A 6,161-nucleotide genomic window follows, 5' to 3' on the forward strand; every position below is an offset into this window, starting at 1 on the left:
GCGCAGCTCGGGGTAGCGCAGCAGCTCGACCGATGCGTAGAACGCGTCCATGTCGAGGTGGGCGATCAGGCGCGGCATGGAGCACGACTGTACGGGCATACAGCCACCGCCGCCATGCAGAATCGCCGTCGTGCGTGCCCCGCCAGAGCCGACCGCCATCCGCTTCGCCACCCGGGCCGATACCCTGGCGGTGGCCGAGATGTCGCGCGATCTGATCGAGACGGGGCTCGGCTGGAGCTGGACCAAGGAGCGCGTGATGCGAAGCCTGCGCCACCCGGACACCAACGCGATCGTCGCCGTTCGCGCCGCGCACCGGGTCGGCTTCGGCATCATGAAGTACGGCGAGGAGGAGGCGCACCTGCTCCTGCTCGCCGTCGATCCGGCGCACGCCCGGCTTGGCATCGGCAGGACGATGCTCGAGTGGCTCGAGCGCTCCGCCCGGGTCGCCGGGCTCGGCCGCGTCACCCTCGAGGCGCGCGCGAGCAACGTCGCGGCGCAGGCCTTCTATCGCAGCCTCGGCTACGCGGCGGCGCAGTTGCTGCCCGGCTACTACAACGGCCGCGAGACGAGCGTGCGGATGGTCAAGGCCTTCGGCCGCGAGCGCACCGGAACGGCATGAAGTTCAGGCGCTGATCACGCCGCCGTTGAACAGGCCGCGATCGGGCGCGCCGTACGCGGAATAGAGCGTGGCGTTGTCGCGCTGCGGCAGCAGCACGTCGATGGCGCGGTCGAGGGCGGCGGTGGCCCGCGCCAGCGACTCGCGCTGCGCCGCCACTTGGCCGCTGGCCGCAGCGAGGCGGGTGCGCAGGTCGGCGGGGACGCGGCCGCTCCGGGCCGCATCGGAAAACTGGCTCACGGCACTGGCCAGGGCCCGGTGCAGCTCGGCCGCATGCAGGTCGATGTTCGCGGGGTCGCGCGAGCGCAAGGCGTTGCCGAGCGCGGCCAGGCGCGACTCGACCGCCGACAGGCGTTCCTCGAGTTCGGGGGAGGGCGCTGCGGCCTGCGCGGGCGCCGTGTCGCCGACGCCGGCCATCAGCCCTTCACCTTGGCGAGCAGCTCCTGGGCGTTGGCGATCAGCTTGTCGGCGATCGCATCGGCGTTGATCCTGAAGGTGCCGCCGGCAATCGCTTCGCTCATGCGGGCGACCTTGTCGGCGTCGAAGTCGGCCGAGGTGCCGCCGGACAGGAGCCCGGTCGCGGTGCTGGAGATCTCGACCCGGGCACTCGCATCCGCCGGCGCGGCCAGGCCCCCTGGCGCGGCGGCGGCCGGCTTGGCCGACTCGGCGGCGGCAGGCGTTCCCACCCCGGGCACGGGCGGCGGCTTGTCAGCGGGATGTCCGATCTTCATGGTGCTCTCCAAGGGGCGCCGGCATGACCGGAGCCCGTCAACATGCACGGACTATCGGCCTGCCCCGCGGCGACTTTAGAGTTTTCTGGCTCCCGCGAGCACGGGGGGTCGCGGTTCACAAGGCGATCTCGACGCGCCGCTCGCCGGTCGGCTGGCCGGTCACGACGCGGCCGCTCTCGGTGCGCACCCGGGCCGGATGGCCTTCGATGCCGTGCGTGAGCGCCTGGCCCTCGCTCTCGAGCGCGTAGCCGGTGCCGGCGACGACGACCCGGACAGTGTCGCCGGCAGCGAACCACTGGCGCAGCTTGATGTGACCCTGGCGGACCGCCTGTCCGGGCTTGAGCGACTGGGCCAGCGTGCGCCCGACGACGAGGCGCCGGTCGAGGATGGCGGCGGTGTGCTCCTCGGCGAGGTCGATTTCGGCTTCCTGCAGGTCGGCGTCAACGAGGACGCTGCCGGCCGCCGCGCCGGCAGGGACGACGAGGGCCTTCGACCAGACCTTCACCGTGATCGGCAGGTACACGTTCCACGCCGTCGGCCCCTGCTTGCAGCGCAGGCCGACCCGGCTCCTGCCCCACAGCCTGACGTTCGACGGCAGGTACGGCTCGATCCGCTCGCAGGGCGCCAGGCGCAGGCGCGGGTCGAGCCGGCCGACGAGCACCTCGACCCGCGGTGCGCCCGGCTCCGCCACCTTGGCCGTGGCCAGGCTGCGAACCTCCTCGAGCAGGGCGGGTTCGAGCTGCGGCGCGGCGTCCTCGGCGTTGGCGGGAAGAGCCGAGACGAGCGCTGCGAAGGCCCCGGCCAGGAGCCACGCGGCGGCGCGGCGCAGCGAGGCTGCCGTGGGCGGCGCGATGCGCGCGAGCGGGGCGAGAAGGACGATGGAAAGCATCGGCCCACTGTAGAGAGGAGGGCGGCCGCTGCAGGGCCCGAAATGGCCGGCAAAGCCCGCCTTATTCGCGCTTAAGTGGGGCCCGACGCTGCAAACAATCCCGTCAAGCCGACAGGAGCCCGCCCTCGGGCTGCGCGGCGAAGCGACGGGGGACAGCCATGCTCGACCGATTGACCAGCACGCTCGACTTCCAGGGCCAGGCCCTGCAGCTGCGCGCCGAGCGGCAGCGCCTCGTCGCCAGCAACATCGCCAACGCCGACACGCCGGGCTACATCGCCCGCGACATGGACTTCGCGAAGACCCTGCGCGCGGCGACCGGCAGCCTGGCGCCGGCGGCGGCCATGGCGACCAGCCACGCCGGGCACATCGGCTCCGCGGCGGGGCGCCCGGGCGGCGGCCTCGCCGGCAGCGACCTGCTCTACGCCACGCCGTCGCAGACCAACCTCGACCGCAACACCGTCGACATGGACCGCGAGCGGGCCAGCTTCGCCGACAACGCCGTCAAGTACGAAGCGACGCTGCGCTTCATCAACGGCAACGTGCGCACGACGCTGAGCGCCATCACCGGGCAATAGGAGAAGCCATGAGCATGCTGTCGATCTTCAACGTCTCGGGCAGCGCGGCCAGCGCGCAGAGCCAGCGCCTCAACGTGGTCGCCTCGAACCTGGCCAACGCCGACACCGTCGCGGCGCCGAACGGACAGGCCTACAAGGCGCGCCAGGTCACCTTCCAGACCCAGCTGATGGGGGCGGGCGTCGATGGCGGCAACGACGCCACGGCGGCCGGCGTTCGCGTCAGCACCGTCGGCGAGGACCAGACGCCCGGCCGCCGCGTCCACGACCCCAAGCACCCGAGCGCCGATGCCGACGGCTACGTCACCTACAGCAACGTCAACGCGGTCGAGGAGATGGTCAACATGATCTCGGCCTCGCGCTCGTACCAGAACAACCTCGAGGTCATGAACACGGCCAAGAGCCTGCTGCTTAAGACGCTGCAGCTCGGCCAGGGCTGAACCGCCCCGGCCTGATCGCAAGGATCCAAGAATGGCCATCACCGCCTCGGCCGCCACGAACGGCGTCAGCGTCGCCTCGTCGCCGGCCGCAACGACCGCCGCCGACACGACGGTCACGTCGGAGCGCTTCCTCAAGCTCCTGGTCGCGCAGATGCAGAACCAGGATCCGCTCAGCCCGATGGACAACGCCCAGGTCACGAGCCAGATGGCGCAGATCAACACCGTCACCGGCATCGAGAAGCTGAACGGCACGGTGCAGGGACTCTCGAGCCAGTTCATGCAGCTGCAGGCGGTGCAGGGCGCGGCCCTGGTCGGCCGCGACGTGATCGTGCCCGGCAACCGCATCGACATCGACCCGCAGACCGCGGTGGGGCAGGGCGGCTTCGAGCTCGCCGGGCCGGCCGACGCCGTCAAGGTCGAGATCCTCGCGCCGAGCGGCGCCGTGATGCAGACGATCAACCTCGGCGCCGAGGGCGCGGGCATGCACAGCTTCGACTGGCCGGCCGGCACGGCGACCAACGCCAGCGGCCTCACCTTCCGCATCGCCGCCACCCGCGGCGGCGTCGCCATGCCGGTCACCCCCCTGATGCGCGACCGCGTCGACGCCGTCAGCACCCGCGGCAACAGCTTCAACCTGGAACTGCAGAACTCCGGGACGGTGGCCTATGCCGCGGTCCGGGCCTTCAACTGAACCGACACCGAATCGAAACTGAAACGAAAGAGAGCGCCATGGGCTTCCAGCAAGGACTTTCCGGACTGAACGCCTCGAGCAAGAGCCTCGAGGTGATCGGCAACAACATCGCCAACGCCAACACCTACGGCGCCAAGGTCTCGCGCGCGGAGTTCGCCGACGTCTACGCCAACGTCGCCGGCGGCAGCAGCAACGCGGTCGGCATCGGCACGACGGTGGCCGCGGTGGCGCAGCAGTTCACGCAGGGCAACATCGCGACGACCGACAACCCGAACGACCTGGCCATCAACGGCGGCGGCTTCTTCCAGGTGCGCGACAGCGCCGGCACCGTCAGCTACAGCCGCAACGGCCAGTTCAAGGTCGACCGCACCGGCTTTCTCGTCAACAACCAGCAGCAGCGGCTGATGGGCTACCCCGCCGATGCCACCGGCGTCGTCATCCCCGGGACGGCGACCGCGCTGCAGATGCCGACGGCCGGGATCACGCCGGCGGTGACGACGCGCATCGACATGGAGATGAACCTCGACGGCCGCTCCGGCGTCACCCTGCCGGGGGCCGGCGCGCCGATCGACTTCGCCGACCCGAGCACCTACAACAACGCCACCTCGCAGACGGTCTACGACGCGCAGGGCCAGGACGTGGCGCTGACCTACTACTTCCAGAAGGCGGGCGCCAACACCTGGAACGTCTACGTCGCCGCCAACGGCGCGCCGATCGCCACCGCCGGCGGCAACCCGGCGGCGTCGACGCAGATCACCTTCCCGACCAACGGCGGCGCGCCGACGGCGCCCGTCGGCACGGTCGCCATCGACATTCCGTCGGTGACCAACGCCGCCGGCGCCGCCTCGGTGCCGATCGCCGGCGTCGCCCTCGACCTCTCGGGCGCGACCCAGTACGGCTCGCAGTTCGGCGTCACCGACCTGGCCCAGGACGGCTACGCCGCCGGGCAGCTGATCGGCGTGCAGTTCGAGAGCAACGGCATCGTCAACGCGCGCTACTCCAATGGCAAGACGCGGCCGGCCGGGCAGATCGAGCTCGCCACCTTCCGCAACCCGCAGGGCCTGCAGCCGACGGGCGGCAACGCCTGGTCCGGCAGCTTCGCCGCCGGCGACCCCATCGTCGGCGTGCCCGGCGACGGCAACCTCGGCGTGCTGCAGGCCGGGGCGCTGGAGGAATCGAACGTCGACCTCACCGAAGAGCTGGTCGGCATGATCACCGCGCAGCGCGTCTACCAGGCCAACGCGCAGACGATCAAGACGCAGGACCAGATCCTGCAGACCATCGTCAACCTGCGCTGATCATGGATCGCATGATCTATCTGTCGATGTCGGGCGCGAAGGCGACCATGCAGCGACAGGAGACGCTGGCGAACAACCTCGCCAACGTCTCGACGGTCGGCTTTCGCGCCGAGTTGGCGGCGTTCCGCGCCGTCCCGGTCGAGGGCAGCGGCGCCAGCACCCGTGTCTACGCGCTCGAGTCGACCCCCGGCTACGACGCCTCGCCCGGCGTCGTCGCGGCGACCGGTCGCGCCCTCGTCGTGGCGATGAAGGGCGGCGCCTGGCTGGCGGTGCAGGGGCTCGACGGCACCGAGGCCTACACCCGCGGCGGCGCCCTCGAGGTCGCTGCCGACGGCACGCTGAAGACGAGCTCCGGGCTCACCGTGCTCGGCGACGGCGGGCCGATCCAGGCACCGGCCGACGCGCAGCTGAGCATCGGCCTCGACGGCACCGTCAGCGCGACGGCGGCGAACGGCCGCAGCACCGCGGTCGGCAGGCTGAAGCTGGTCACGCCGGAAACGCCGCTCACGCGCGGCACCGACGGCCTGTTCCGCGGCGCCGAGGGCGACCTCGCCGCCGACCCGGCGGCGCTGGTCCAGGACGGCGCCCTCGAGTCGTCGAACGTCAGCGCCGTCGAGACCATGGTCGCGATGATCTCCGCCGCGCGCCAGTTCGAGGCGCAGATGAAGATGCTGACGACGGCCGAGAACAACGAGAAGGCGGCAGCGCAGCTGCTGTCCCTGAGCTAGCGCGCCTCGCGCCTCAGGGCCGGCGCACCCCCTCGAGCGCCGCGGCCGCGCCGCGCGCCAGCAGCGACCAGTCGAAGCCGAAGTAGATCGAGCGGTAGCCCTGCTCGATCATGCGGTTCGCTTGCACGGCGGAGAACGCCACGCCGCCGAGCGCGATGCGGCTCTTCAGCACCACCTGCTCGGCAGCACGTATGGC

At 71.4% G+C, this 6,161-nt stretch carries 9 protein-coding genes and 1 pseudogene; 6 read left to right on the forward strand and 4 right to left on the reverse strand.

Annotated features, from left to right (window positions below; genetic code table 11):
- Positions 1 to 130: 130 nt before the first annotated feature.
- Complete coding sequence (locus AC30N0_RS17870; RefSeq protein WP_489519240.1) at positions 131 to 619, forward strand: GNAT family N-acetyltransferase; 489 nt, start codon at positions 131 to 133, stop codon at positions 617 to 619.
- Between the two features lie 3 nt (positions 620 to 622).
- On the opposite strand, the gene AC30N0_RS17875 is transcribed toward AC30N0_RS17870, so the two are convergent.
- The 3 genes from AC30N0_RS17875 to flgA all read right to left on the reverse strand — a co-directional run bounded on the left by AC30N0_RS17875 (position 623) and on the right by flgA (position 2,236).
- The gene (locus AC30N0_RS17875) at positions 623 to 1,033 is read right to left on the reverse strand and encodes a hypothetical protein (protein ID WP_489519241.1); all 411 of its coding nucleotides are present in this window, start codon (positions 1,031 to 1,033) and stop codon (positions 623 to 625) included.
- Positions 1,033 to 1,347 carry a flagellar biosynthesis anti-sigma factor FlgM gene (gene flgM / locus AC30N0_RS17880; protein ID WP_489519242.1) on the reverse strand — a complete coding sequence of 105 codons (315 nt, stop codon included), beginning with the start codon at positions 1,345 to 1,347 and terminating at the stop codon, positions 1,033 to 1,035. The genes AC30N0_RS17875 and flgM overlap by 1 nt, the downstream gene beginning before the upstream one ends.
- A gap of 115 nt (positions 1,348 to 1,462) precedes the next feature.
- Positions 1,463 to 2,236, reverse strand: a complete 774-nt coding sequence (gene flgA / locus AC30N0_RS17885) for a flagellar basal body P-ring formation chaperone FlgA (protein ID WP_489519243.1) — start codon at positions 2,234 to 2,236, stop codon at positions 1,463 to 1,465.
- 158 nt (positions 2,237 to 2,394) lie between these two features.
- Between flgA and flgB the strand changes: the two genes are divergently transcribed.
- Genes flgB through AC30N0_RS17910 form a run of 5 tightly spaced genes read left to right on the forward strand, consistent with a single transcriptional unit; the run spans position 2,395 to position 5,965 of the window.
- Positions 2,395 to 2,811, forward strand: coding sequence for a flagellar basal body rod protein FlgB (gene flgB / locus AC30N0_RS17890; RefSeq protein WP_489519244.1), 417 nt, complete (start codon positions 2,395 to 2,397; stop codon positions 2,809 to 2,811).
- 8 nt (positions 2,812 to 2,819) lie between these two features.
- On the forward strand, positions 2,820 to 3,248 hold the full coding sequence (flgC, locus tag AC30N0_RS17895) for a flagellar basal body rod protein FlgC (protein WP_489519245.1): 429 nt from the start codon (positions 2,820 to 2,822) through the stop codon (positions 3,246 to 3,248).
- Between the two features lie 31 nt (positions 3,249 to 3,279).
- Complete coding sequence (locus AC30N0_RS17900; protein ID WP_489519246.1) at positions 3,280 to 3,939, forward strand: flagellar hook assembly protein FlgD; 660 nt, start codon at positions 3,280 to 3,282, stop codon at positions 3,937 to 3,939.
- A 38-nt stretch (positions 3,940 to 3,977) separates the two neighbouring features.
- Entirely contained in the window at positions 3,978 to 5,237 is a 1,260-nt protein-coding gene (gene flgE / locus AC30N0_RS17905) for a flagellar hook protein FlgE (RefSeq protein WP_489519247.1), read from the forward strand.
- Positions 5,238 to 5,239: 2 nt separating this feature from the next.
- A complete protein-coding gene (locus AC30N0_RS17910; RefSeq protein ID WP_489519248.1) occupies positions 5,240 to 5,965 on the forward strand; it encodes a flagellar basal body rod protein FlgF in 726 nt (241 codons plus the stop codon).
- A 13-nt stretch (positions 5,966 to 5,978) separates the two neighbouring features.
- Here the strand turns inward: AC30N0_RS17910 and AC30N0_RS17915 are convergent.
- Positions 5,979 to 6,161, reverse strand: a pseudogene (locus AC30N0_RS17915) (HpcH/HpaI aldolase family protein); the annotation flags it as partial.

It is taken from the genome of Rhizobacter sp. (assembly GCF_031412495.1).
Taxonomy (GTDB): domain Bacteria; phylum Pseudomonadota; class Gammaproteobacteria; order Burkholderiales; family Burkholderiaceae_C; genus Schlegelella_A.

Excerpts from the sequence above, each read along its gene's own strand:
- flgB (WP_489519244.1), top strand. The coding sequence starts at position 2,395 with ATGCTCGACCGATTGACCAGCACGCTCGACTTCCAGGGCCAGGCCCTG.
- flgE (WP_489519247.1), top strand. The coding sequence starts at position 3,978 with ATGGGCTTCCAGCAAGGACTTTCCGGACTGAACGCCTCGAGCAAGAGC.
- flgM (WP_489519242.1), bottom strand. The coding sequence starts at position 1,347 with ATGAAGATCGGACATCCCGCTGACAAGCCGCCGCCCGTGCCCGGGGTG.
- AC30N0_RS17875 (WP_489519241.1), bottom strand. The coding sequence starts at position 1,033 with ATGGCCGGCGTCGGCGACACGGCGCCCGCGCAGGCCGCAGCGCCCTCC.
- flgA (WP_489519243.1), bottom strand. The coding sequence starts at position 2,236 with ATGCTTTCCATCGTCCTTCTCGCCCCGCTCGCGCGCATCGCGCCGCCC.
- AC30N0_RS17900 (WP_489519246.1), top strand. The coding sequence starts at position 3,280 with ATGGCCATCACCGCCTCGGCCGCCACGAACGGCGTCAGCGTCGCCTCG.
- flgC (WP_489519245.1), top strand. The coding sequence starts at position 2,820 with ATGAGCATGCTGTCGATCTTCAACGTCTCGGGCAGCGCGGCCAGCGCG.
- AC30N0_RS17910 (WP_489519248.1), top strand. The coding sequence starts at position 5,240 with ATGGATCGCATGATCTATCTGTCGATGTCGGGCGCGAAGGCGACCATG.